Origin of the sequence: Sphingomonas sp. (assembly GCF_035714405.1) — a bacterium.
Lineage (GTDB): Bacteria > Pseudomonadota > Alphaproteobacteria > Sphingomonadales > Sphingomonadaceae > Sphingomonas.
Genome location: NZ_DASTMA010000018.1, coordinates 259,344 through 281,424 on the forward strand (window position 1 = coordinate 259,344; position 22,081 = coordinate 281,424).

Sequence of the window (22,081 nt, forward strand, 5' to 3'; positions counted from 1 at the left end):
GCAGCGACGTTCAGGGTTTCCCCAAACAAGATCAGGGGCTTCCAGCCAAGGTAGCTTATCCGTGTTGATGGCAAAGGATCCGGTCGGCCAGCGGGCCAGCGGTAAGCCCGGCCTTCAACTGTTGCTGCAGCTGCTCGGCGTGTCCTTGGCGTCCTTCTTCGTGCCGCTGCTCAGCCCGCTACTGATCTCGGGCACCTTGGGCACCGATCTGCCGCAGACCTGGAACAGCCAGATTGCGTCTTTCCTGGCGGCGATCGCGGCCTTGTTCGGCTTTCGCCGAGTGACGCTCTACCCTGGCGCGCGTGCCTTCGCCTATGTGCTGCCGACCTTTTCCACCACCTTCGGGCTTGCCACCGCCGTCCTGCTCGCCACGCGTATCCCCTACAGCGGCACGATGCTGCTCGCGGGCTACGTCGCCTCGCTCGGCATCACCTTCCTGATCGCATTCGTCACGCAGCGCCGAGCGGCACCGACCAGGATGTACTACGTCCCGACCGGCAACACCGGCATCATCGCCGATTCACCACAGATCGAGTGGGTTGAGCTGCGTGTGCCCGAACTACCCGCCGACCCTGACGCGGCCGTCGTCGCCGACCTGCGTTTCGATCATGATCCGGCCTGGGAGCGGATGCTGGCGCGCGCCGCGATCTCCGGGCGCGCTGTCTACCATACCAAACAGCTGCGCGAGTCGCTGACCGGCCGGGTCGACATCGAGCATCTGTCCGAGAACAGCTTCGGGTCGCTGCTGCCCAACCTTGCGTATCGCGGCGTGAAACGGACGATGGACCTGCTTGCCTGTGTCCTGGCGGTGCCGGTGCTGTTCGTGCCGATGCTGGGGGTTGCGTTGCTGATCCGCCTCGATTCGCCGGGGCCGGTGTTCTTCCGCCAGCGGCGGATGGGCTATCAGGGGCACCCCTTCGATATGATCAAGTTCCGCACGATGGAACACCGGGATTGCGACGAGGAGCTGCATGCGGCCATAACCCAGGCGGATGACGTGCGTGTCACCCGGGTCGGGCGCTTCCTCCGGCGCACCCGGATCGACGAGCTGCCGCAGCTGGTCAACATCCTGCGCGGGGAGATGAGCTGGGTGGGTCCGCGACCGGAAGCACTGCCGCTGTCCGAGTGGTATGAGCGCGAGTTGCCCTTCTATGCCTACCGTCACATCGTTCGCCCCGGCATCACCGGCTGGGCGCAGGTCAATCAGGGCCATGTCGCGGAGCTCGGCGACGTCCACATCAAGCTCCACTACGACTTCTACTATATCAAATACTTCTCCGCATGGCTGGATGCGCTGATCGCGCTGCGCACCGTCGCCATCATCCTCACCGGCTATGGGGCGAAGTGACGATCCCCTAACGTCATCGTCAAATAGGAGATCACCAGCAACAGACCGCCCGCCGCTATCAGCAGCAATCGCCCGCGCCAGGGCATCCGCTGGCGTCGCTGCCTTGGCGGTGGATGATCCAAACGCCGAAGGCGCCGACGCGCGCGCTGCATGTCCACCCGGTGCTCGCGCTCCCGCTCCAGCAGCATCCGGTCATGATCCGCCCGCCGCTCCGCATCCCGCAGTGTCTGGTAGGCGCGCTGCAGGTGCTGCAACTGCCGCGACCGCGGGCCGGGGCGGACACGATCGGGATGATGTTGCTTCAGCAGGCGGACATAGGACGCACGGACCTGATCGGACGTGACCGGCGGCGAGAGGCCCAGGACATGATAATAGTTGGGCGGTTCGCTCATCTCGCTGACGGAACTCGTCCGGCCGCATGTGCCTGCAAGGCGGCGGCTCGGTCTTCGATGCTGTCGTGATCGGCAAGGACCGCCGGGCCTCCGAAGCCACTGTCCAGGGCATGCAGCACGCCCGCGGCGCCGTCGACTGTGTAGCCGCTGTCGAGCAGCAGGTCGGCCGCGAGCAGATCGGCCTCGCGCTCTATCCGCCGCGTCAGCGCGGGCCTGGCCAGCAAGGCCGCTAGGCCTCTTTTCTCCTGCTTGACGGCCCGCATTTTCGCCGCATGGCCGAGGATGTTGTGGGCCATCTCATGCGCGATGACGAAGGCGAGCTCGTCGTCATCACGGGTGAGGGTGAGGAGCCGCGTGGTCAGCAGCACATGGGTGCCATCCGCAAAGGCGTTGAGCTGTTTCGAACGGGCAAGGTGCACACGCGAGGGACAGGCGTGGACCGCAGCGACCGGCAGCGTCACCTCTCCCGCCGGACGCCATAGCGTCAGCGCGACAGTCCCGTCCGCCGCGGCAGTGTCGAGGAGGTCGGAGATTCGATCGGCGCGTTCCCGCGCGCGGCTCTGATCGTGAGCTTGGTCGAGCAGCGGTTCGGCCGGGACCATGACGCCCTCGATCGCGACGAGAACGTCCCCTGCTCGCACCCCTGCGCGCGCGGCAGGTCCGCCGGGCACCACGACAAGGATGCCTGGGCCTCGATCGAGGTTGTAGAGCGTAGCCGCTGCCTGGCGGTCGGCTAGACCAAATTGACCAAGATGTTGAAGCGTCAGGCCAAGCACATGCGTCTTGGCCGGACAGCGCGCCACGCCACCGACCGCGAGCCGATAGGCGGTCTCCGCTACGCGCTGATCTTCGACCCTGATCACCTCTTCCGGAGGTCTTCCAGCCGCCGAAGAAGGAGCGGAGGTTAGCAGCAGGGTCGCCGCCGTCAGCGCGCCAGCAGTGCGCAGCATCTTGCCTCCAAAGAAAAGGGCCGAACGACGAAGTCGTCCGGCCCCAAATTCTAAACCGCGAACCAGACCTTACGGGCTGTTGGGCTCGTCGTCCTCGTTGGCGACGATGATGATGCCGAGGATCACCGCGATCGCAGCCAGGATCGCGACGAAGAAGCCACCGCCACGCAGTGCATTGTCACCCTCAACGGTCTCGTCGGCCGGCGTCAGAGCCGAAGTCTGCACCGAGCGTACCTGAGCCGGAGCGGCCATCGCCGGCGCCGCCATCAGCGACAAAGCAGCTGACGCTGCCAGAATGTTACGAAGCTTCACAACAGGTTCTCCCTTTAAGCAATTGGCGGCGATCCACTCATCGCCCTCATGCTGATAATCTCGTCAGGTGTCAACCCGAAACCGGCCGCTTTTCAACCGCCAAACTCCAGATCCGGAGGCTGAACTCAACCGGGTGGCCGGGGTTCCAACACCTGCTAGCACACTCAGCCGATAGACAAACAGCCGGTCCCTCAACGGGCTGCAATGCCGGCCGCGGACCGGACGGGTCGCTCATCTGCCGCATCGTTCAACGGGCGACGCCACTCCACGGCCCAGGCCTGGAACATCAAGACGCCCCAGATCGCAGCTGTCCGATCGTTCGAGCCCGACAGGTGCTCGGCCCACTGCCGACGGATCATTGCAGCGTCCAGCGACGGCGTGCGGCTCAGCGCGTCTACCCGGAGCAACGCCTCCGCCCAATCACGCAGGGGCCCCCGGAGCCACTCTCCGATAGGGATGGAGAAGCCTGATTTCGGCCGCTCGATCAGCGATGCAGGCACATGTCGGTAGAGGATCTGCCGCAATATCCATTTTCCCTGGCCGTTCCGGATCTTGAAGGCCTGCGGCGTCCGCCAGGCCTGTTTGACCACGCGGTGATCGAGGAACGGTACGCGGGTTTCCAGGCTTGCCGCCATCGCCGCACGATCGACCTTCACGAGGATGTCGTCGGGAAGGTAGGAAGATGCGTCCCAATACATCATGGTTTCAGCCGGCGTCCGGCCCAGCCCGGGCAAGGTCTCCACCGGTGCGGCGTACCCGCTGCCGCTCACCAGCGGCGGAGCGCCGTTCCATTCCTCGGTGGCCATGCGGTAGATGTCGCGTGTGGCCAGGGGTGTGCCGAGCATCCGGGCGACCTTGTGCGCCTTGTTGCCGAGCATCGGGATGCGCGGCGCCAGCGGGAGGCGTCCGATCCGATCCCACGCTGCCGGGCGGACCGCCGTTATCGCTCTACCTAGCGCGCGACGGGCAGGGGGTGGCAGCGCGGCCGCCGCGTTCCACCAAGGTCTGGAGGTCTGGTAACGGTTGTAACCCCCGAACAATTCGTCGCCCGCATCCCCCGACAAGGCCACGGTGACGGCCCGTCGCGTCAGGCGACTGAGCAGCACGGTCGGCAATTGCGAGGAATCGGCGAAAGGCTCGTCATAGATGCGCGGCAGCTCGGGGATGGCCGACAGAACATCACCGGGCGTGACGTACATCTCCGTGTGGTCGGTACCGAGGTGCTTCGCGATCGCGCGCGCATACGGGGCTTCGTCGAAGCCGGACTCCTCGAAGCCGATCGTGAACGTCTTCACGTTCGCGGACACGGTCCGCATCAACGCGACCACCGCCGAGGAGTCGACGCCTCCGGACAGGAACGCGCCGACCGGCACGTCGGCTACGGTCTGCATCCTTACCGCATCAGTCAGGCGGGCCTCCAACCCCGAGACCGCATCCTGCTCGCTCATCGACTCGTCAGGCCCGGCCTTCACCAGTGCAGCCATCGACCAGTAGCGACGGCAGCTTACGCCGGCGAAGCGGCCATCATTCTCCGCGACCGGCGGGTGGTCCGGGCGGGCGGACAGCGCCCGCGCGTCCACCGTCACGATCACGCCCGGCTCGACCTTGAAGATATGGCGCAGGATCGAGAATGGGGCAGGGACGTAGTTGAAGCGCAGGAACAACGACAGGGCGCCCTCGTCGACCGGATTGTCGAAGCCGGGTGCTCGCCGAAGCGCCTTAAGCTCCGAGCCGAAGACGAGGCCGGCAGCGCTCCAGCCCCAGAACAGCGGCTTTTCGCCCATTCGATCGCGCGCGAGGTGCAAGACGCGATCCTGCCTGTCCCACAGGGCGAGCGCCCACATTCCGGCCGCGCGCTCCAGCGTCGGCGCCAACCCCCAGCACTCGATGCCCCGTATGAGCGTTTCCGTATCGGAATGGCCCCGCCACTCGATCGGGCGATCACGCTCGAGCTCAGCGCGCAAATCCAAGTGATTGTAGATCTCACCATTGAAGACGACGACGTAGCGGCCCGACGGCGAATGCATGGGCTGGTGCCCGGCCGGCGAAAGATCAACGATCGCCAACCTGCGGTGGGAGAGAGCAATGCCGGCATCGGCATCGGCCCAGGCACCCGCGTCATCGGGACCGCGATGCGACAACGCCATGGCCATGGCCGAGGCATCGGGCTGATCGCCCTGCGCCGTCCAATAACCCGCCAAGCCGCACATGAGTCCCTATACTCCTCGCCTTCGGCTACCGCCTTGGGGCAGGAGCTTTCGAAAATCTACCTGCCGGCCGTCGCGCGAGGCGCGGGACTGGACAAAAGGGCTTGCGCAGGTAAGGCACCGCCGCTTCGCGCCGCGCGCCGCGCCGGCGACCTAGCCAGTACAGCCGAAGCAAGGGTTCCATGTCTCGCAAGGTAGCTTTGATCACGGGCGTGACCGGTCAGGACGGCGCCTATCTCGCCGAATTGCTGCTGGAAAAGGGCTATGTCGTGCATGGCCTCAAGCGCCGCGCATCCTCGTTCAACACCGCGCGTATCGACCATCTGTATCGCGATCCGCACGAGAGCGACGTGCGGTTCTTCCTGCACCATGGCGATCTCACCGACGCGACGAACCTGATTCGCATCATCCAGCAGACCCGGCCGGATGAGATCTACAATCTGGCGGCACAGAGCCACGTCGCAGTCTCATTCGAAGTGCCGGAATACACCGCCAACGCAGACGGGCTCGGAACCCTTCGGATCCTTGAAGCCATCCGCATCCTTGGCCTGCAGGACCATACCCGCTTCTACCAAGCGTCGACCTCTGAACTATACGGTCTGGTGCAGGAAACGCCGCAAACCGAACGCACACCCTTTTATCCGCGCTCGCCCTATGCGGTCGCCAAGCTCTACGCCTACTGGATCACGGTCAACTATCGCGAGGCGTACGGTATCTACGCGTGCAACGGGATACTCTTCAATCACGAGTCCCCCTTGCGGGGCGAGAACTTCGTCACCCGCAAGATCACGCGCGCGCTGGCTGCGATCAAGGTCGGCACACAGCGGCAGCTTTACCTCGGCAATCTGGACGCCAAGCGCGACTGGGGCCATGCGAAAGACTATGTCGAGATGCAGTGGCTTATGCTGCAGCAAACGGAGCCCGAGGACTTCGTCATCGCCACCGGGGTGCAATACAGCGTACGAGACTTCGTCACCATCGCCGCAGCCGAGCTGGGCATCGAGATGCGGTGGGAGGGCACAGGGCTTGAGGAGCGGGGCTACGACCAGAACGGCGCCTGCATCGTCTCGGTCGACCCTCGTTACTTCCGCCCTGCCGAAGTGGAGTCGTTGCTGGGCGACGCCAGCAAGGCGCGCGAGAAACTCGGCTGGGTGCCGCGCACGGCGTTCGACGATCTGGTGCGGCAGATGGTGCGCGAGGATCTGCGCGCAGCCAAGCGTGACGAACTCCTCAAGCGGCATGGTTTCACCGCCAACCGTCCACACGAATAGCCGGGCGTGAGATTCGGTCGCAACCTGGCGGCGGGAATCGCTTACACCCTGATCACGGCCGCCGTGTCGTTAGCGGTGGTGCCGCTCTATCTGCGATATCTCGGCATCGAAGCCTATGGGTTGATCGGGTTCAACATGACGCTGCAGGGCGTCTTGCAGTTGCTCGACCTTGGCCTCACGCCTGCCGTCAGCCGGGAAGTGGCGCGTGCGCGGGAGATACGGGACGCCGGCGGCGCCCGAACGCTGCTGCGGACGCTGGAAGTCGTGTTCTGGGCCGTCGCCGCGCTGATCGGGATCGGCATCGCGTTGTCTGCGCCCTTGATCGCCGACCGTTGGCTGGACGCCGGAACGCTGGGGCAAGGGAGCGTCGCCGCCGCCGTGGCGCTGATGGGGATCACCATCGCCGCGCGCTGGCCCGCTGGGCTATACGCCGGCGCGCTGGTGGGTGCACACCGGATGACCGTCGTGAGCGCGCTCGGCGTCGGCTACATCCTCATCGCGAATCTGGGGGTGGTGCTGGTGCTCGCCTTCTGGTCCGCCACGATCGAGGCCTTCTTCATCTGGCAGGCGGGCTGCGCGCTCGCCTATTCCCTTTCAGCGCGGATCGCGGCGTGGCGTGTGCTGGAGGGGCGGGGCGGGGCACGGTTCGACCTGGCGAAGCTGCGTTCGATCGCGCGCTTCGCCATTGGGCTGAGCGGGGTGGCGTTGACCGGCATCGTCGTGACGCAACTCGACAAGGTGATGCTGAGCCGGCTGCTGCCGCTAAGCGCCTTCGGCCAGTACATGCTGGCGACGGCGGTCGTCACCGCGCTTTACGGGTTCATCAACGCGGTCTTTCGGGTGGTTTTCCCCCGTTTCACCGCAGTGGTCACGCGGGGCTCGGAGGACGAGCTGATCGGCGACTACCGTCTGCTCACCGCGGGGCTGGGATCGACCTGGTTGCCGATGATGACTGTCGTGGCGATCTGCGCGCACCCACTCCTGCTGCTCTGGACCGGCAGCCCGGCGGTGGCCGATGCGACGGCTCCGATCCTGTCCATCCTGGCGATCGGCACTGCACTTCACGGCATGATGTACCTGCCGTTTTCGGTCCAGCTGGCGATGGGAGCGACGCGGCTACCGCTGACGATCAACCTGGTGCTGGTCGCCATCCAAGTGCCGCTCATCGTCCTGCTCACGCTCCGCTTGGGGGCGCTAGGCGGCGCTTTCGCCTGGCTGGTCCTTCACCTCGTCTATCTTCATCTCGGTACCTTCCTGATGCACCGTCGGATCATGCGCGGCTGGGGGCTGACCTGGCTGTGGCGGGATGTCTATCCAAGGCTCGGCTGGTGTCTGGTGTTCGGCGCGGCCGGTGCGGCGCTGATCGCGCGGACCGATCCGCCGTGGCTGCAATTGCTCGTCGGCGCGGGAGCGGGGCTGGGAGCGATGGGCGCCGCGCTGCTGTCGAGCGGTTACCGGCTTGCGGCCTTCAAGCGCCTCCTGACGACGTGATCCCATCGTCGCGCGCTTGCATCCGCGCGGACCACGATGCTAACCGCCCGCTTCCTTCGAGCTTGCGCTCGGCAAAGTCCTGAGAGCGCTCCTTGCCCGGTCCCAGCTACTATTCACAATTCGGCGAGGATCGCATCCTTGCCAGGCTCTTCGCCGGAAAATGGGCAGGCACCTGTGTCGAAGTCGGGGCGAACAACGGCCGCGACGGCAGCACAACGCTGCATTTCGAGCAGCTGGGCTGGACCTGTGTCCTCGTCGAACCCAATCCCGAGCTGTGCGCGATCCTGCGGAGCTTCCGAGCCGGTCCGATCTTCGAGTGCGGCGCGTCGGCTGAGAACGGCACCGCGACGCTGCAGCTGGGTGAGGGCGGTCATCTGGCCCATGCGGTGTCGACGCTGGAGCAGGGCGCGGATGCGGCCGAGGCGCTGCGGCGGCATGGCGTGCGCGTCCGCCCCGTCGATGTGTCGATCCGCCGCCTCGACGACATTCTCGACGAAGCGGGTGTCGACCACATCGACTTCATCTCCATCGACGTCGAAGGCCACGAACTCCCCGCATTGCAGGGGTTCTCGGTGCACCGCTGGCGTCCCTCGATCATCATCGTGGAGGACAATTCCGGAGCGCGCGATCGCCAGGTGCGCGATCACCTGCGCAATCTGGGCTATGTCCGCTTCCTGCGCACAGGCGTAAACGACTGGTTCTGCGAGCGCGGCAACACCGTGCTAGCAGGACGCCACCGCCGGCTCCGCTATGGTGTCTCGCTGATATCGGCCCGCTGGCGCATGGCCAGTGCACCCCTGAAAGGCGCACTCGCGCGCGTTCCGGGCGTGCTCCCTCTTGTTCGCCGCATCAAGGCCATGGGCAAGTGAGCCGCCGCCATGATTAGGCTTTCGATCTGCATCGCCACCTTCAAGCGGGCGGACTATATCGGCGAGACCCTGGCCTCGATCGTTCCGCAACTGACGGACCAGACCGAAATCCTGATCCTCGATGGCGCTTCCCCAGACAACACGGCAGAGGTGGTCGGCCGCTTTGCCGCCGAATACCCTCAGGTTCGGTATGTCCGTGCAGAGACGAACTCAGGCATCGATGCCGATTTCGATCGTGCGGTCGGGCTGGCGTCCGGCGAGCATTGCTGGCTTTTCTCGGACGACGACGTCCTCGCGCCCGACGCCGTCGCGACCGTGCTGGCCGAACTGGCCGATGGCGATCCCGATGTGCTGATCGTCGACGCCGAGGTGCGCGACGTACACCTTGATCATGTGTTCGAGCCTGCCCGGCTGAAGACCGCGGGGCGGCGCGACTATCTCCCAGCCGACCGCGATGCCTTCATGGCCGATGCAGGTGATACCCTGTCCTTCATCGGCTGCGTGATCATCCGCCGGTCGGCCTGGCTCGCGCGCGACCGGGCGAGCTACTACGGTACGCTGTTCGTCCATGTCGGCGTGATCTTCCAACAGCCGCCGCTGCCGCTGGCCCGCGTTCTCGCAAAACCCCTGGTGCGGATCCGGATGGGTAACGCGATGTGGTCGGGTCGCGCCTTCGATATCTGGATGTTCAAATGGCCCGAGCTCATCTGGGGGTTCGCCGGCTATTCCGATGCCGCAAAGGCGAAGGTGGTCGCGCGCGAGCCCTGGCGGGGGCTACGCGATGTGCTGACCTATCGTGCCTATGGAAGCTTCACCGGACGAGAATATCGTGCCCGGCAGACGGAGTTCCGATCCGGGCGCAAGCGGCTGCCGCTGCGGCTGATTCTGGCACTGCCGGGTGGGCTTGCGCACCTGCTGGTGGTGGCGAAGTCGGCCCTGTCGAGGAACCGGAACAGCTCCGTCGTCTATAACCTGCTGATCGCCAGCCGACATTCGAACCCGATCAGCCGCGGGATCGGCCGGTTGATCGGCTACTCGCTTCCGGCGCGTGGACCTCGAACGTGAGCGCCAAAACCACCATCGTCACGGGCATCACAGGGCAGGATGGGCAGATGGCGGCGCGGTTGCTGCTGGAAAAAGGCTATCGGGTGATCGGCACCAGCCGCAGTGGGCGCGGGCCGACGGGGCTGGATGTGCCTGTCGTCGCCTGGGATTTAATAGATCCATCGGTGATCGAGGGGCTCCTGCAGACGGAACAACCCCAGGAGCTCTACAATTTCGCCGCGTTTTCGAGCGGCGCCGGCATGTACGATCGCCCGCTCGAGATCGGCGACATCAACGGGCTCGCGGTCGGCCGCATCCTTGAGGCGATCCGGGCGGCTAGCCCCCACACCCGCTTTGCGCAGGCATCGAGCAGTGAGCTGTTCGGTCTCGCCCAGCAAACGCCGCAAAACGAGAGCACGCCGTTCAGGCCGCGCAGTCCTTATGGTGCCGCCAAGCTATACGCGCACGCGATGATCGACATCTATCGCGAGCGATACGGTGTCTTCGCCTGCTCCGCGATCCTCTACAATCACGAGAGCCCGCTGCGCGGACCGGCGTTCGTGACGCGCAAGATCGCCAGGGCGGCGGCGGAGGCAAAGGTCGGCAGGCTCGAGCGCCTCTCGCTGGGCAATTTGGAGGCGCGCCGAGACTGGGGCTATGCCGGCGACAGCGTCGAGGCGATGTGGCGGATGCTGCAGGCCGAGGCGCCGGCGGACTATGTCGTCGCCACCGGTCGGACCCATTCGGTACGCGATCTGTGCGCCTGCGCGTTCGGGCATGTCGGCCTGGATTATCGCAGCTTCGTGACCGAAGACCCCGACGCGTTCCGGGCCGCGGAGCCGGTGGAGATCGTCGGCGACGCCGGCAAGGCGGCGCGAGTATTAGGCTGGCTCCCGAAGGTCGGCTTCGAGGAGATGGTCCGGATGATGGTGCACGCCGAGCTTCGCGCGATCGAGGATCAGGGCGCGCCGACACGCTGATCGGGCGTCGATGCGAGTTGCGTCGCTTTGTCCCCGCGTTGGCGACTCGAGCTGCCCGTCAGGACGTCCGGCGTGTTCCGCGCGAGCAGCCGGAGGTAGTCGCGTAGCCCACCCAGCCCACGCCCTCGGTACTTTACGAGGTGCCAGGCGAACACAGCAAAGGGCTCGACCGCATAGGTCAGCGCCGCATGGGCGCGGCGGGCCGCCGGATCGAAATGCTTGCGCGCATAAAGCAGCCGCGCCTCGACCCCGTAGAAGCGGGCGATCCCCTTGACCTGTCCGCTGGTGCCGCCACCGCGATGAAAGGCGCTGGTGTCGGCCAGATAGTAGCTCTTGTACCCCGCGCGGGCGATCCGAAGCGACAGATCGAGATCCTCGAGATAGACGAAAAAGTCCTCGTCGAAGCCGCCGACCTGTTCGAATACCTCCCGCCGGACGAGGTAAAAGGCGCCTTGGACGTGATCGACATCCCGGCTCGACAGATGGTCGAAGTCCTTCATCAGCAGCGGAGGGGCCAGCCCTGGCGCCACCTTGTCGGCGCCCGACGTCAGCCCGGCGAAGGTGGCCAGGGTCGGGAAGCGCGCGCAGTGCTGGGTCGCATGGCCGGTCTCGTCGATCAGCTTGATGCCGCAGACCGCATAGGGGCGCCCCGCGGCGGACCGCAAAAAGGCAAGCGCCCTGCTGATCGCCGGCTCCGTCAGCCTGGTGTCGGGATTGAGGAACAAAATGAAGGGCGCGTCACTCAGCGCCACCCCCCGGTTGCAGGCCCTGCCAAAGCCCAGGTTCGCTTGGGTCCGGTCGATCAGCAGCTTCGGCCAGTCCGAGGCGAAATCGGCCGAACCGTCATGGGAGCCGTTGTCGACCACGATGAAGCGACGGACGACCTGTTCGTCATGATGTTGCACCGACTCCACGCACTCGGCCAGTTGGTGCCCCGCGTTCCAGTTGACCGTGACGATGTCGACTTGGTCGGTGGAAGAGATGTCCTCCGCCCGATGGAGTGAGTTCATAGTCAAGAATGCGCCGCCGTCGTAACTGGCCGGTGCAGGTAAACGCGAACGCCACCCACCACAAGCGCCGGGGCACAAGGCTCGACAGCCGCGCGTCCACCGGCCAAAGCGCGGCGGTCAATGTGAAAGCCCGTGATGATTACCCAACTGTCCAACTGCCGCATCTGTGGCAACACCGAGCTGGAGCTCGTTCTGGACCTCGGCGAGCAAATGCTGACCGGGGTGTTTCCGCGTTCGCCCGACGCCCGGATCACGACCGGGCCGCTTCAGCTCGTCAAGTGCACCGGTGCCGGCGATTGCTGCGGGTTGCTGCAGCTTGCCCATAGCTATGACCTCGACGAGATGTATGGCGAGAATTACGGCTATCGGTCCGGCCTGAACGCCAGCATGGTCGCCCATCTGGAGCGCAAGGTCGCGCGGATCCGGACGTTGGTGAACCTGACGCCGGGCGACTTGGTCATCGATATCGGCAGCAACGATGCGACGACGCTGCGTGCCTATGACCCCGATCTCACCCTGGTGGGCATCGATCCGACCGGGTCGAAGTTCGCGGCGTTCTACCCCGATCATGTCACGCTGATCCCCGACTTCTTCTCCGGCTCGCTGGTCAGCGAGCGGTTCCCGGGGCGGAAGGCAAAGGTCGTGACGTCGTTCTCGATGTTCTACGATCTGCCGCGCCCGATGGCGTTCATGCAGGAGGTGCACGACATCCTGGCAGACGATGGCATCTGGGTGCTCGAACAGAGCTACATGCCCTTCATGCTCGAGACCAACTCCTATGACACGGTCTGTCACGAGCACCTGGAATTCTACGCACTTCGCCAGATCCAGTGGATGGCCGAGCGGGTCGGGCTGCGTATTCTCGACGTCGAGTTCAACGATGTGAACGGCGGCAGCTTCTCGGTCACCGTCGGCATGGCGCGGCCGGGCGAACCGATTCTCCCGGCCGTGCAGGCGATCCTCGACCGCGAGGAAGCGGCCGGTCTGCAGACGCTGGCACCGTATCACGCCTTCGCCGACCGCGTCGCGGCCTCACGCAACGAGCTGCAACGCTTCGTCGCCAGCGCGCAGGCCGCCGGAAAGCGGGTGGGGGCGCTCGGCGCATCCACCAAGGGCAACGTCCTACTGCAATATTGCGGCTTCACCCCCGACGAGATCGTCGCGGTGGGCGAGGTGAACCCCGACAAGTTCGGCGCGTATACGCCGGGCAGCTTCATCCCGATCGTGCTCGAAGACGCGTTGCTCGATGGGGAGGTGGATTATCTGCTGGTCCTGCCCTGGCATTTCCGCGCCTTTTTTGAGGCGCTGCCCAAGCTCCGCGACGCGGTCCTCGTTTATCCGCTGCCCCAGCTCTCCGTGTCGATCGAACGCAGCACCGACTAGCGCCGGCGGACACCGTTGACGGTGAGTGGGCCCAGGATCCGTGATCCGGCGAGGTCCACCGGTCCGAGGATCGTGTTGGCACCCTCGAACCGGCCGCGGGGATAGGCCATGGACTTGCTCCGCTGCTGGAAGGTGCAATCGCGGTAGATCGCACCTGTCGACCAGGGCAGCGTCGCCCCGGCGACGGCCAGGAATCGGCATCGGTCGAACCGCACGTTCTGGGTCGTGGACAGATCGGCAAGCGAGCCGTCGGCGCGATCCTGGCGGTACACTTTGCCGGTCGGGGACAGCGCCGGATCGTCGGTGAAGAGGCAGCCGGTAAAGCGGGCAGCCCGTGCGCCGCTCGAATCGCCGAAACACGCCACCGCGGTGCCGACGATCTGACAGTCCTCGAACCGCATCCCCGGCCGGTTCGGCCAGATCGAGGGCGCGGTGGTGCCGACAAACCGGCAGCGGGTGAACGACAGATCGGCGCTGTCTCCGTTGTCGGCAACCAGGCCGCAGCCGGCATTGTCGATGAAGGCGCAATCGGTGAACGCATGGTCGCGGTTCGTCTTCGCCCCCTCGGCCTCGATGTCGACGCCAGCGGCCGGTGGGCTCGAGATACGCCCGCGGCCCGTTTGTGCGAAGGTACAGCGCTCGAACCGCCAGCCGCGGCCGCCGATGATACTGCATCCCTGACGGCCGTTCTGTTCGCAGCGGACCTCCTCGGCCAAGCGGCGGGTTCCGGTCGGTGGCTGCGCAAGACCGTCGATCATCAGGCCATCCTGACCATGCCGGTGGGTGCGGATGCGCCGCAGGATCTCGTCACCCCGATTGTCTCGCAGAAAGATCCCGATGGCGCCGATCTGGATGCCGACATCGCCATAGCCCCCGCCGACCTGCAAGGCGGGGCTGTTGCCGTCCAGTTCCAGGTCGGTGATCTCGACGGCTGCCAGACACCGCTCAATGAAGAACATGGCATAGTAAGGCGACGCGATGGTGCGCCGGTCGTAATTGGGTCCGCGGGGCGCCAGCTTTCGCCCGGTCGCCGGATCGAAGCTGCCGTACAGCAATCCCGGTGCGCATCGCAGCGTCGCGCCATTGCCCGAAATGCGCAGCGGACGGACGAGCCCGGTCACGTTGAAGATCGGGGCGGCGGCGCTGTATGACTCGGCGCCGCCACGGGTAAGCCGCTGCTGGCCAACGATATAGACGGTGCGGCGCAGGCTCACTTGCCCGCCGCCGCGCCGAGTGATTTCGGCTGCGAGAGCGGCGAATGCCAAGGTATCGTTGGTGACGCCGTCGCCTTTCGCGCCGAACTGTTCGGGCGTGAGGTCAGGCGTGGGCGATTGACCGTGACACGCCGAACCGACCAGCGAGGCGCCGATCGCGGTGATGACCTCGCGGCGTGGGAGGGTGGTCATCGTGCCCGCACGCGGTCGAGGACGGCCCGGTACTGTCCGGCGACAGCGTGCCGCCCATAGAGCCGGACTGCTTCCGTGCGCGCCGCCACGCCGATCTGGGCGCGCAGGGCGGGATCTCGAACGAGCATGGCCAACATCGTGAACCAATCCTCGTCCGTATCCGCGAGAAACCCCGTCTCACCGTGGCGGACCTGCAGGGGGGCAGTGCCCACGTTAGACGACACCGACGGGATCCCGAAGGCCATGTACTGAATCACCTTGAGCCCGGCCTTGCCGCGGATCCAATCGTCGTCGGGAAGCGGGTACAGACCGATGTCGATCGCCTGCATGTCCGCCACCTCGTTCTGCCTTGTCCAACGGACGACCTCCAGATCGACTCCGGGCAGGGCGTAATCGAAGTTGCCGATCACGCGCAGCTTGTAATCGACCTCGCGTGCCAGCCGCTGGAGTACGGGACGCAGCAGGTCGAGATACGGCTCCGAGCTGAAGGTTCCGGTCCAGCCGATCACCGGAATGCGGGCGGGGTCGCGCCGCCCGGGCACGAACAGCTCCGTATCGACCGAGGGCGGGATCATCGTGCAGCGTCCGTGGCGGTTCAGCGCCCGGCACGGCTCAACCAGGAATGGCGAGGCGGTGATCACCTCGTCTGCCGCGACGGTCAGCACGCGGGGCTTTGCGGGGCTTCGTACCATCCGCGTGATCGGATTGATCGAGGGACCTGCGCCGGGGCGATCGAGGATGTTGTCCTCAATGTCATACACCAGCCGCTTCGCCAACCGCCGCACCAACCGCTCCAACAGCGTCGTGCCGATCGGACTCACATGGATGTAGACGTAAACCGCATCATACCGCCGGACCCGAAAAATATCCCGCCACCGCCGGAGCACTCCTTTGATGGTTCCCGTCACCTTGGCGACCAAGTGGCCGGGTTGGTAGACCACATCCCAAAGGGCAAGGTCCATGAAGGGTGACAGCGTCACATCCCAGCCGGCGGCGCGCCAGTCATCGACATACTGCTCGTATTTTAGACGTTGACCGGCCGCGACCCCGACAGGGAACGGGCACAGCACAAGCAGGCGATTGCTGGGCGTAGGTCCAGCCATATCAATCGGAAACCCTGCTTCTGCGATCGAGCATCCGGACGCCCGAACTCACCCTCAGCCGTGGCATCGGTCAGGACACTTTCGGCGCAGGCGGTGTCCAGACGAAGCTTTTATACGGCACCCAGGAGGCGGCGTTGTCGGCGAAGTTGAGCCAGACATACTGCACGGCGAAGCTATATGCCATGACGCCGAAGAGTAGCGAAGGCAAAGCCTTGTCCTTCGTCGAGGACAAGGCGTACGGCAGCCGGGAGAATGTGACAATCTGCAGCGGAATCAAGAACAGCGCGATCCGATCGACGCCGGTCGAAGACTCCAGATAGGCCAGCGCGACCGCCGATACCACCGCGAGCAAAGCGTTGAGCGTCCAAAAAGTCTTCTGATACTCATCGAAGCCCATCCGATTGCGGAATACCAGCATCATGCCGCCAGCAACGACATTCATCGCGACGCGAATGCCGGCGCCCTGTGAGTCGTAGCTGGCCTGTACATAATTGGTGACGAGCCGGTCCTGAAATGAACTGAGGAAGAAATAGAAGAAGAAGCCGAACATCAACGTGCCCAGCGTACCAATCACGAATCGACGGGTGATTACCGGCGCGAGCAGCACCAGCAGCATCAAGATGGCGGTCTTGTGGAACAAGCCGGCGATGCCGGCGATAACGACGAGTCGGAGGATATTGCGCTCCGACGCTCCAACGACGGCGTAGCAAAGGACACCAATTGCCGCTGCCTGCCGCGTGTAGCCCATCGCCACGACGATGATCAGGTAGGGGACCGCCACCAGTACCGCCAACCAGGGGTTCGGCTGATCGCGCGCCAGCCGCCCAAGCCCGGCGCAGAAGATCAAGGCGCATGCGAGGTTAGGAAACCAGACCCCCCAATCGACCTGAGCGCCCGCCCAATTGAAGAACGCATAGCCGGGGTCCGTGACACGCAGGGAGTCGAACAACGGCTGGAAGTACATAAGCTCGTAGAGCTCGAGATACTGGTGCCAATCGCCACCGATCTCGAACCGCAAGCCGACGAAACAGGCGGTGAGCAGCAACCCCACGGCAAAGAGGAACCGGTCGCCTCGGATCGAGTGCTTGCGTGCGAACTGCACGGCACCCAGCGCCCACATCCCGTAAATCGTCCAGTACGCTGCCACGAAGTTCCGCCTGATCCAACCCTGCGGAGGTCCGCCCGCCGCCTATAGAAGGCTCGCATCCGGCAGGTCCAGCCGCGCGCCACCATCTATCATCCGCATTCAGCCAGTTTGAGGATAGGTCGCAAGGCAGTGAAACCGGTCCGCCACGTCGCCCCCAAGCACGGTCTGCCCGTCGACGCTGATCCAGACATGCGCGGCCAATGCACCTTCCGGGTCCTTGCCCGCTCCGTAATGGAGCATCGCAGGCACGCCCCGGCGCCGCAGCATGAGGTGCAGCGCCAGCCCCTTCTGAAAGCAAACCGTTCGCCATGGCATCCGGCGCGCGACCGCCTCGATCGCCCAGATCACCTGATCCGTGCCGACGCGGCCCGACGCATTCGACTGCTTGACCGTCCGGCCACGCGAGGCAAGCCTCACCACCTTGCGGAACGGCAGCAATCCGATGGCGGCCGACGCAGCGGCGAGAGTGGCCACCGTCTCGCCGAGGAGCAGCCATTCCCGCAAGCCGAGCTGGCGCTTGCGCGTCGCCCGTCCGCGTTCGGCAGGGATGATGGCAGGGTCGGTCGTCGGCACACGGCGTCCATAAAGAGGTCCTATGACGTTGCAAACCGTGCGCTTCGGGGCAGCCCTTGCTAAGGAGCGCCGATGCCGCGCCCCCGTTCCGCCGAGTTCGCCCTGCTGCTGGCATGCTGTCGATGGCCGCTGTCGGCGGCGGCCTGCGGCGATATCAAGGCTCGGTCAGCTGAGATCGACTGGCCGCGTCTGTCACGCCTGGCCGCTCGGCACCGCGTCGAAGGCATGGTGTGGAAGGCGTTGACCGCCGCGAGCGTCGAAGTGCCCGCGCCAGCCCGAGCGGAGCTGTCTGCTGCGGCCGCGCGCATCGCCCATCAGAACCTGGCCTTGGCTGCGGAGTCGATACAGCTGCTACGTCGGCTTGAGCAGGTCGGCCTTTCGCCGTTGTTCGTCAAAGGCATATCGTTGGGCAAGCTGGTCTATGGCGACATCGGCCGCAAGGCGGGGTGGGACATAGATTTGTTGGTAGCACCTTCTGACCTCCACCAGGCGGCCGCGGTGCTCGGCACGCGTGGTTACACGCTGACGATCCCGAGCAACGCCAATCCGGAAGACCTGACCCGGTGGCACCAGCGCGAGAAAGAGTCTGTCTGGCGCAGCGCGGATGGCGGAACCTGGGTAGAGCTGCATACCGCCTTGACGAACAATGCGCTGTTGCTCCCGAGTGTCGGGACGACCTCCCCACGCCGATCGGTCGAGGTATCGCCAGGCATGTTCCTGCCGACGTTGGGGCGCGACGAACTGTTTGCGTATCTGTGTGTGCACGGCGCCTCGAGCGCCTGGTTCCGGCTCAAATGGATCGCGGATCTCGCCGGGCTGATCGGGGACCAGCCAGTTGAGGAGATCGATCGCCTGTATCAACGCGCAGGCGAGCTTGGTGCCGGGCGCGCCGCCGCGCAGGCTCTGCTGCTCGCCGCTGCTCTGTTCGACCTCGAAATCTCGGCGGAGCTTGGGCGCGAGCTGCGTTCCGACCCGATGAATCGGCTGCTGGTGGCGATCGCGCTGCGTAAGCTCGCGGGGCGCACGGGTGAACGCGAGCTCGACCGGGTGATCCTCGGCACCGCCTTGATCCATGTCGCGCAACTGGGCCTTCTTCCGGGCTGGCGCTACAAGCAATCCGAACTGCGACGGCTGCTGGTCAGTCCGCTCAGCCGAGCGGCTGCGAAAGTGTCGGCGACGATCGCTCGGCAACGATCCGGCCGGCCTCAAGCGTGATGACGCGTTCGCAAAAGGCGAGGCTCTGCTCCCGATGGGCGACCATGATCACCGTTGGTCGGGACGCGAGCGACGCCAAGCCGCACAGGATAGCGCGTTCGGCCTCGACGTCGATCGCGTTGGTCGCCTCGTCCAGGATCAGCAACGCAGGGTTGCGGATCAGCGCGCGGGCGAGCGCAATACGCTGACGTTCGCCGCCGGACAGAAGGGTACCGCGCTCGCCGACCACCGTTGCCAGACCATCGGGCATGGCCGCGACCAGCCGGTTCGCGCCGGCGACTTCCAGCGCGTGCCACATGGCTTCAGGCGTTGCGCCGGGGTGGGCCCAGGCCAGATTGCCCGCGACGGTGTCGTGGAAGAGATACGGGTCCTGCGACACATAGCTCAAGCGCGCGCGCCAGTCCGGGGCGGAGGCCAGATCCAGAATCTGACCGTTGACCGTGATGGTGCCAGAAGCGGGGCTGAGCAGACCTACAAGTAGATCGAGCAGCGTGGTCTTGCCAGCTCCGGACGGGCCGGTGATGCCGACCAGCTCGCCGCTCCGCAGCACCAGGTCGATATCGGTCACGCCGGCCCGCCCGGCCGGGTCGGAGCCATGGGAATAGGACACGCCAGAAAACACAACGTCGGCCGCGGACGTCGCGCGCGCCGGGCGCGGCCGAGCATCCTGCCCGATCGTGCCCGGAACCTCGGACAATTCTCGCGTCAGCTTACCGATCTGTTCGTAGGCGGGGAGGCTGTGCGCGATATATTGCAGGTTTTGCTGAAGCTGCGCGGCGGGTCCGCTCATCCGCGCGAGCACGACGAGCAACGCGATCAGGGCGGAGGGTGACGTCTTGAAGACGCCAAAGCCGAGCAGCAATGCCACGCCCGCGACCGCCGCCGCAAGGCTCGTCAACGCCACCTGGCCGATCGACCGGTGGCGCGCGAACGCGACCTCCCGCGATGATCCAAACGCCACCGTCTCGCGGAACTCCTGCGCGAACCCATGCTGAAGATTCTGGCTGAACGCGAGCTTCAAACCTCCGAGGAACTGATTGGTGTCGTCCGTGAGCTGAAAGCCCGCGTCGGTCAGCTGAGTACCGAGTTGGCGCGACCGCCGCAGCGCCGGGCGCAACGTCAAGGCGCCGCCGGCGAGCAGCGCCAGCACGATCAGGGCGACTGCGGGCGACAGCAGCAGCGCCAGCGTGATCTGAACCGACAGCATCACCGCCGCTACCATCGATTGCAGCGTCAGATGGGCTGCCAGCCCGCAGCTGCGGATATCGTTGCTGAGGATGTGCGACACGCGGCCATGACGAAGGCGGGTCAGCCCGCTCCAATCGGCCCGCACCATCGCTTCGACCAACCGAATCCGCAACAGCTCGACGAAGCCCGTCTGCAGCTTCGCTAGCAAGACGTCCCGATTGATGATCGCCCAAGCACGCACCGCCATCAATCCAAGGAAAATGGCGAGCAGCGACGCAAGTTGCATCACCATCGACGTGCCCGGCAGAAGCGCGACGGCGCGCGCGGCGACCCGATCGACGATCCCGCCGCCCAGCCCGACCTGGCCGACCACGTTGATCAGCGGCAGCAGCAGCACCAGCCCGATCCCCTCCGTCGCCGCGCCGAGGAAGGTGAAGAGCGCAGCGCGACCGCCGACCCCCCGCGCTCCGCTGGCGAAGTCGGCGACGAACCGCCTGAACGAGGCGAGCGGGGAGGGGGAGCCCATGATCCGGCGGACAAGTCTCTGCAATTGAGCCGTCGGTCTAGTTGACTATCGACGGCGCGTTAAGGCGCGCCCGCCAGTCGGTCTCGACGAGCACGGCACGGACATGCGCCTCGACCTGGGCGGCCTCTTCCGCAAAGATGTCCAGCCCCCAGCGTCGGTGCAACGCGAAGACCGGCACCCGCCGAGCCAGCGCGACGCATTGTTCCAAGTGCCGCCGCACCCCGCCCATCAATGGAAGGTAGCCGCCACGATAGGTGTTGGCGACCAGCGCCTCGATGGCGTTCACCCCGGTCAGCCGATCCACGCCGCCCGCATGGTCGGGCTGCGCCGCCTGGAGATGGTAGATCGCCGCCAACCGGACAGGATCACGCGCCGGTATCGCCGGGATCGGGACGTCGTACTTGTCCATGTCGTCGAATGAAGCCTCGAACTCGCTCGCGTCGCGGCCGCTCGCTCGCAGGGCATCACCCCAGAGCCTAATCCTGGGCAGCCCGGGTTCGGCGACGGGATGGCCGGCGTCAACGTCCCTGACGACGCAGACGTCGTCCCCGAGGATCGCGAGGCCACGATCGTGGAACCAGTTTGCCAAGGTGGACTTGCCGGCGCCGGAGTGACCCATGAAGGCGACAGCGGCGCCACCAAAGTCGATGACGTTCGCGTGCAGGGGCAACATTTGGCGTTGATGCAGGATCGCGCCGAAGGCCGACCCGAGCAGGTAAAGTCGCACGTTGCGGTCAGTCGCCGATGGGGCAGGATCGACCACGATCCGGTTTCCCTTGGTGATCAGGTACCGTCCGACCTCGGGGATGTTGAGCACCGCGCCGCGCGGCACGATATAAAGCCCGACATCTTCGTGGCCGACCGGCGCGTTCACCGTTCCGCTGGTGATGAGCACGTCGGCCGGCGCCGCATGCCGATCCATACCTGGCAGGTCGGGGAGCGGTATCTCGGAGTCGAGGCTGAGACCGAACGCGTGATAGGAGTGATACGTCATCAAAGCGGATTGCTCGGGGACACCGAAATATAGGGCGCGATCGGAAGCGATGGCGGTTCGCCTGGCCTGTCCGGTCCGCGTTCGTCAAGCCACGAGCGGAGCGGCCCGACGGGCCCGACCTGATCTGCCCATCGCGGCTAACCCATGCTGTAACATGATTCGCACAGTGGGCCGTTGAAATTCGCGTTGCGAGCCCGCAGGTTCGTGGATCGTAGCGCCGAGGCAACTTTGTTCTTGAAATGGCGTTTTATAGGCCATAGTGATGCATGGACAGGCAGCGCTGATGTTGCACCGGTGGTGCATCATCGTCACCTTTCGGTTCAAGTTGGGGTTTCAAGGAGCGACTTATGCGTAATGACACAGAGTTGAAAAACGACGGGCGCAAGCTTTGGGTGGCTCCGGAACTCCTGGTGATCAAGGCCGGCTCCGCCGAAGCCGGTGGTCAGCAGAACATCCCGGACGGTGGCCCTCCCGGCAACGCTCGCTCGTAAGCCGCGACCTATTTTAGAAGTTGGCCAGTGCCCGTGATCCGGGCGCTGGCCTTCTTTTTGTCTGCCTCCGTGAGTGCGCGTACCGGTGACCGTCCTTGCAGGCCTTTGGTACCATTCGCGGCACTGCGATCCGGCTGATCTGATCCGGTCCGCAAGGGCAATACTCACCGCACAGTCAGCT

At 65.3% G+C, this 22,081-nt stretch carries 20 protein-coding genes; 9 read left to right on the plus strand and 11 right to left on the minus strand.

The window, feature by feature from the left end; genetic code table 11:
- Positions 1-67 precede the first annotated feature (67 nt).
- Positions 68-1,348: a sugar transferase gene (locus VFQ64_RS08165; protein ID WP_325102799.1), complete on the plus strand. Its 1,281-nt coding sequence runs from the start codon at positions 68-70 to the stop codon at positions 1,346-1,348.
- Here VFQ64_RS08165 and VFQ64_RS08170 read toward each other — a convergent pair.
- From VFQ64_RS08170 to asnB, 4 genes are all read right to left on the minus strand, one after another.
- Positions 1,333-1,740, minus strand: coding sequence for a J domain-containing protein (locus VFQ64_RS08170; RefSeq protein ID WP_325102800.1), 408 nt, complete (start codon positions 1,738-1,740; stop codon positions 1,333-1,335). The two genes, VFQ64_RS08165 and VFQ64_RS08170, sit on opposite strands and share 16 nt — an antisense overlap.
- The gene (locus VFQ64_RS08175) at positions 1,737-2,690 is read right to left on the minus strand and encodes a M48 family metallopeptidase (protein WP_325102801.1); all 954 of its coding nucleotides are present in this window, start codon (positions 2,688-2,690) and stop codon (positions 1,737-1,739) included. The genes VFQ64_RS08170 and VFQ64_RS08175 overlap by 4 nt, the downstream gene beginning before the upstream one ends.
- 69 nt (positions 2,691-2,759) lie before the next feature.
- Positions 2,760-3,002 (minus strand): hypothetical protein, encoded by a 243-nt coding sequence (locus VFQ64_RS08180; protein ID WP_325102802.1) that lies wholly within the window; start codon positions 3,000-3,002, stop codon positions 2,760-2,762.
- Positions 3,003-3,193: 191 nt separating this feature from the next.
- Positions 3,194-5,212, minus strand: a complete 2,019-nt coding sequence (asnB, locus tag VFQ64_RS08185; RefSeq protein WP_325102803.1) for an asparagine synthase (glutamine-hydrolyzing) — start codon at positions 5,210-5,212, stop codon at positions 3,194-3,196.
- A 179-nt stretch (positions 5,213-5,391) separates the two neighbouring features.
- On the opposite strand from asnB, the gene gmd reads away from it, so the two are divergent.
- The 5 genes from gmd (at position 5,392) to VFQ64_RS08210 (ending at position 10,864) form a co-directional block, all read left to right on the plus strand.
- Entirely contained in the window at positions 5,392-6,480 is a 1,089-nt protein-coding gene (gmd, locus tag VFQ64_RS08190; protein WP_325102804.1) for a GDP-mannose 4,6-dehydratase, read from the plus strand.
- 6 nt (positions 6,481-6,486) lie between these two features.
- On the plus strand, positions 6,487-7,971 hold the full coding sequence (locus VFQ64_RS08195) for an oligosaccharide flippase family protein (RefSeq protein WP_325102805.1): 1,485 nt from the start codon (positions 6,487-6,489) through the stop codon (positions 7,969-7,971).
- A gap of 92 nt (positions 7,972-8,063) precedes the next feature.
- A complete protein-coding gene (locus VFQ64_RS08200) occupies positions 8,064-8,840 on the plus strand; it encodes an FkbM family methyltransferase (protein ID WP_325102806.1) in 777 nt (258 codons plus the stop codon).
- A gap of 9 nt (positions 8,841-8,849) precedes the next feature.
- Positions 8,850-9,905, plus strand: a complete 1,056-nt coding sequence (locus VFQ64_RS08205) for a glycosyltransferase family 2 protein (RefSeq protein WP_325102807.1) — start codon at positions 8,850-8,852, stop codon at positions 9,903-9,905.
- Entirely contained in the window at positions 9,902-10,864 is a 963-nt protein-coding gene (locus VFQ64_RS08210) for a GDP-mannose 4,6-dehydratase (RefSeq protein ID WP_325102808.1), read from the plus strand. Before VFQ64_RS08205 ends, VFQ64_RS08210 begins: the two co-directional genes overlap by 4 nt.
- On the opposite strand, the gene VFQ64_RS08215 is transcribed toward VFQ64_RS08210, so the two are convergent.
- On the minus strand, positions 10,843-11,874 hold the full coding sequence (locus VFQ64_RS08215; protein ID WP_325102809.1) for a glycosyltransferase family 2 protein: 1,032 nt from the start codon (positions 11,872-11,874) through the stop codon (positions 10,843-10,845). The genes VFQ64_RS08210 and VFQ64_RS08215 overlap by 22 nt on opposite strands.
- Positions 11,875-12,009: 135 nt before the next feature.
- Here VFQ64_RS08215 and VFQ64_RS08220 point away from each other — a divergent pair, with 135 nt between their 5' ends.
- The gene (locus tag VFQ64_RS08220) at positions 12,010-13,257 is read left to right on the plus strand and encodes a class I SAM-dependent methyltransferase (RefSeq protein ID WP_325103417.1); all 1,248 of its coding nucleotides are present in this window, start codon (positions 12,010-12,012) and stop codon (positions 13,255-13,257) included.
- Here VFQ64_RS08220 and VFQ64_RS08225 read toward each other — a convergent pair.
- The 4 genes from VFQ64_RS08225 to VFQ64_RS08240 all read right to left on the minus strand — a co-directional run bounded on the left by VFQ64_RS08225 (position 13,254) and on the right by VFQ64_RS08240 (position 17,486).
- On the minus strand, positions 13,254-14,663 hold the full coding sequence (locus VFQ64_RS08225; protein ID WP_325102810.1) for a hypothetical protein: 1,410 nt from the start codon (positions 14,661-14,663) through the stop codon (positions 13,254-13,256). The genes VFQ64_RS08220 and VFQ64_RS08225 overlap by 4 nt on opposite strands.
- A complete protein-coding gene (locus tag VFQ64_RS08230) occupies positions 14,660-15,733 on the minus strand; it encodes a glycosyltransferase (RefSeq protein WP_325102811.1) in 1,074 nt (357 codons plus the stop codon). The genes VFQ64_RS08225 and VFQ64_RS08230 overlap by 4 nt, the downstream gene beginning before the upstream one ends.
- A 103-nt stretch (positions 15,734-15,836) precedes the next feature.
- A complete protein-coding gene (locus VFQ64_RS08235; RefSeq protein ID WP_325102812.1) occupies positions 15,837-16,913 on the minus strand; it encodes an EpsG family protein in 1,077 nt (358 codons plus the stop codon).
- A gap of 99 nt (positions 16,914-17,012) precedes the next feature.
- Positions 17,013-17,486: a lasso peptide biosynthesis B2 protein gene (locus VFQ64_RS08240; RefSeq protein ID WP_325102813.1), complete on the minus strand. Its 474-nt coding sequence runs from the start codon at positions 17,484-17,486 to the stop codon at positions 17,013-17,015.
- A gap of 72 nt (positions 17,487-17,558) precedes the next feature.
- Here VFQ64_RS08240 and VFQ64_RS08245 point away from each other — a divergent pair, with 72 nt between their 5' ends.
- Entirely contained in the window at positions 17,559-18,701 is a 1,143-nt protein-coding gene (locus tag VFQ64_RS08245) for a nucleotidyltransferase family protein (RefSeq protein ID WP_325102814.1), read from the plus strand.
- Here VFQ64_RS08245 and VFQ64_RS08250 read toward each other — a convergent pair.
- Positions 18,634-20,286 (minus strand): ABC transporter ATP-binding protein, encoded by a 1,653-nt coding sequence (locus VFQ64_RS08250; RefSeq protein ID WP_325102815.1) that lies wholly within the window; start codon positions 20,284-20,286, stop codon positions 18,634-18,636. The two genes, VFQ64_RS08245 and VFQ64_RS08250, sit on opposite strands and share 68 nt — an antisense overlap.
- Positions 20,287-20,452: 166 nt before the next feature.
- Positions 20,453-21,409: a hypothetical protein gene (locus VFQ64_RS08255; RefSeq protein ID WP_325102816.1), complete on the minus strand. Its 957-nt coding sequence runs from the start codon at positions 21,407-21,409 to the stop codon at positions 20,453-20,455.
- A gap of 347 nt (positions 21,410-21,756) precedes the next feature.
- Between VFQ64_RS08255 and VFQ64_RS08260 the strand changes: the two genes are divergently transcribed.
- The gene (locus VFQ64_RS08260; protein ID WP_325102817.1) at positions 21,757-21,900 is read left to right on the plus strand and encodes a hypothetical protein; all 144 of its coding nucleotides are present in this window, start codon (positions 21,757-21,759) and stop codon (positions 21,898-21,900) included.
- Positions 21,901-22,081: the final 181 nt, after the last annotated feature.

Coding starts and splice junctions, on each gene's coding strand:
- VFQ64_RS08245 (WP_325102814.1), top strand. CDS start 17,559: ATGCCGCGCCCCCGTTCCGCCGAGTTCGCCCTGCTGCTGGCATGCTGT.
- VFQ64_RS08165 (WP_325102799.1), top strand. CDS start 68: ATGGCAAAGGATCCGGTCGGCCAGCGGGCCAGCGGTAAGCCCGGCCTT.
- VFQ64_RS08220 (WP_325103417.1), top strand. CDS start 12,010: ATGATTACCCAACTGTCCAACTGCCGCATCTGTGGCAACACCGAGCTG.
- VFQ64_RS08260 (WP_325102817.1), top strand. CDS start 21,757: ATGCGTAATGACACAGAGTTGAAAAACGACGGGCGCAAGCTTTGGGTG.
- VFQ64_RS08215 (WP_325102809.1), bottom strand. CDS start 11,874: ATGAACTCACTCCATCGGGCGGAGGACATCTCTTCCACCGACCAAGTC.
- VFQ64_RS08205 (WP_325102807.1), top strand. CDS start 8,850: ATGATTAGGCTTTCGATCTGCATCGCCACCTTCAAGCGGGCGGACTAT.
- VFQ64_RS08175 (WP_325102801.1), bottom strand. CDS start 2,690: ATGCTGCGCACTGCTGGCGCGCTGACGGCGGCGACCCTGCTGCTAACC.
- asnB (WP_325102803.1), bottom strand. CDS start 5,212: ATGTGCGGCTTGGCGGGTTATTGGACGGCGCAGGGCGATCAGCCCGAT.
- gmd (WP_325102804.1), top strand. CDS start 5,392: ATGTCTCGCAAGGTAGCTTTGATCACGGGCGTGACCGGTCAGGACGGC.
- VFQ64_RS08170 (WP_325102800.1), bottom strand. CDS start 1,740: ATGAGCGAACCGCCCAACTATTATCATGTCCTGGGCCTCTCGCCGCCG.
- VFQ64_RS08255 (WP_325102816.1), bottom strand. CDS start 21,409: ATGACGTATCACTCCTATCACGCGTTCGGTCTCAGCCTCGACTCCGAG.
- VFQ64_RS08225 (WP_325102810.1), bottom strand. CDS start 14,663: ATGACCACCCTCCCACGCCGCGAGGTCATCACCGCGATCGGCGCCTCG.